Source organism: uncultured Thiodictyon sp. (assembly GCF_903828115.1).
In the GTDB taxonomy this organism is placed as follows: domain Bacteria; phylum Pseudomonadota; class Gammaproteobacteria; order Chromatiales; family Chromatiaceae; genus Thiodictyon.
Window position 1 is genome coordinate 1 of the sequence record NZ_CAIKKU010000613.1, and the last position, 2,488, is coordinate 2,488.

At 67.8% G+C, this 2,488-nt stretch carries 4 protein-coding genes; all 4 read left to right on the forward strand.

Annotation, left to right across the window (positions count from 1 at the left end):
- Positions 1-32 precede the first annotated feature (32 nt).
- Positions 33-704: a Slp family lipoprotein gene (locus tag QZY48_RS23215; protein ID WP_295435555.1), complete on the forward strand. Its 672-nt coding sequence runs from the start codon at positions 33-35 to the stop codon at positions 702-704.
- 199 nt (positions 705-903) lie between these two features.
- Positions 904-1,473: a Slp family lipoprotein gene (locus tag QZY48_RS23220; RefSeq protein WP_295435557.1), complete on the forward strand. Its 570-nt coding sequence runs from the start codon at positions 904-906 to the stop codon at positions 1,471-1,473.
- Between the two features lie 149 nt (positions 1,474-1,622).
- Positions 1,623-1,910 (forward strand): co-chaperone GroES, encoded by a 288-nt coding sequence (locus tag QZY48_RS23225; protein ID WP_100921733.1) that lies wholly within the window; start codon positions 1,623-1,625, stop codon positions 1,908-1,910.
- Between the two features lie 58 nt (positions 1,911-1,968).
- On the forward strand, positions 1,969-2,488 hold a 520-nt coding region (locus QZY48_RS23230; protein WP_295435560.1), incomplete at its 3' end, for a TCP-1/cpn60 chaperonin family protein.

Here is a 2,488-nt window from a genome sequence, read left to right on the forward strand (position 1 = left end):
CACGGTAAAGCCGCTCCCACCAGGGCCACGCCATGCCTGACGCCGATCCGAGCAAGTCCAGATCCCCGGGGCGCGCCCTGGCCCGCACGCTCGCGGCCACCCTGCTCACCGCCTTGGGCGCCTGCACCTCCCAGATCCCCGGGGCCATCCGCGAGGCCCCCGCCAAGGCCGTGGAGGTCACCCAGGCACAGCAGGACCCGGCCCGGCTGATGGGTCAACGGGTACGCTGGGGCGGGACCATCATCGCGGTCACCAACCTGCCCACGGCCACCGAGGTCGAGGTGCTGGCCCGACGCCTGGACGCCGACGGCGAACCGCAGACCCAGGGCGAGGGCACGGGCCGTTTCATCGCCCAGGTGGCGGGTTTTCTGGACCCGGCGCAATATGAGAAGGATCGGGCGCTGACGGTGGTCGGGACCCTCGCGGGGGTGCAGACCAGGCCGGTGGGGGACTACCGCTATGCCTATCCGTTGGTCAGGGTCGAGACCAGGTATCTGTGGCCCAAGGAACCGCCGCCGGGGTATGGTCCCTATGGCTACCCGGGGTATGGCTATCCGGGCTGGTATGGCCCCTGGGGTCCCGGCGTTGGCCCCTGGTTCGGTCCCGGGTGGGGCGGCTACGCCCCTTACCGCGTGCACGGACCGGTGCCAAGGCCGGGGCGGGGACCTTGGCCGGGGCCGCGGTCAGGCCCCTGGCGCCGTTGAACCTGGAAAAGACGATTTGGCCGCAAATGAACGCAAAGAAGCGCAAATAAATCTGGGAATTGCGGTGATCGCACGCTAACTCCCAGCCGGTGAATCGGCCGCACCGGCCAGGCTCTTGCTTATTTGCGTTCGTTTGCGTTCATTTGCGGCCAAACTGCTCTTTCCAGGTTGAAGCGAAATGCCAAGTGCAGGAGTCCCGATGAAATCACGTACCGCTGGTATCGGCCTACCCCTGGCCCTGTTGATCGCGCTCGGCCTGCCCGGCTGCGCGACGACCGACTGCGTCGGCGCCGTCGGCAACCCCGCGCTGACGCCGGCCCAGGTCGGCGCCACCCGGGGTCACACGGGCGAGCTGGCGCGCTGGGGCGGCACCCTGGTGGAGGCGCTCAACCTCGCCGATCGGACTGAGCTTACGGTCATCGCCTACCCGCTGGAGCGCTGCGGCGCGCCGCGGCTCGGGCAAGAACCCATCGGCCGCTTCATCGCCGTGGCCCCCGGCTATCTGGAAACCGCGGACTACCGCCCCGGCCGCACCGTCACCGCCACCGGCCTGATCACCGGCACCCGCGAGGGCCAGGTGGGGGCGGCCCCCTATCCGCTCCCGCTGCTCGCCAAGGCCCGGGTCAGGCTGTGGCCGACCGCGGACGCGGCAGGCCCCGGGTCCGGCGACGGGTTCGGCCGCGTGCGCCCCTGGATCGGCATCGGGATCGGCGGCGGGAGCGGCGGCTGGTATGGCGGCGGGGGCGGCGGTATCGGTATCCAGTTCTAGCGTGCTACTTAAGGAGCTCTGACGCGAAAAAACAGCGCGGGGGCTTGACGCCCGCGAAATCTGCCGTAAATTACTAGCACTCGTTATAGCCGAGTGCTAACACTCTTTCCGTTTCCGGGCTCCGGGCCCGCATCAGGAGCAAAAAACACATGAATATCAAACCGTTGAACGACCGCGTCGTGGTCCGTCGCCGGGATGAGGAGCGCACCTCCCCGGGCGGCATCGTGATCCCCGACTCCGCGACCGAGAAGCCGATCCAGGGCGAGGTGCTCGCCGTCGGCAAGGGCAAGCGCCTGGACAACGGCGAACTGCGCCCCCTGGATTTGAAGGTCGGCGACCGCGTCCTGTTCGGCAAGTATTCGGGCACCGAGGTCAAGGTCGGCGGCGAGGAGGTCCTGGTGATGCGCGAAGACGACATCATGGGCGTCATCGAGTAACCGGCGCCCGCCCCGTCCGACGCTTCCCCCTACGACAGTTTACTGAGGTTATAAGGCTATGAGTGCAAAAGAACTCCATTTCGGCGACGAGGCCCGCGCCCGCATCCTGCACGGCGTCAACGTCCTGGCCAACGCGGTCAAGGTGACACTCGGTCCCAAGGGCCGCAACGTGGTCCTGGAGAAGTCCTACGGCGCCCCGACCGTGACCAAGGACGGTGTGTCCGTCGCCAAGGAGATCGAACTCAAGGACAAGTTCGAGAACATGGGCGCCCAGATGGTCAAGCAGGTCGCTTCCAAGACCAGCGACGTGGCCGGCGACGGCACCACCACCGCCACCGTGCTGGCCCAGGCCATGGTCCGCGAGGGCCTGAAGGCGGTCGCCGCCGGCATGAACCCGATGGATCTCAAGCGCGGTATCGACCAGGCGGTCGAGGCGGCCGTGGCCGAACTCAAGGCCATCTCCAAGCCCTGTTCGGACAACAAGGAGATCGCCCAGGTGGGCACCATCTCCGCCAACTCGGACGACTCCATCGGCCAGATCATCGCCGAGGCCATGGGGAAGGTCGGCAAGGAAGGCG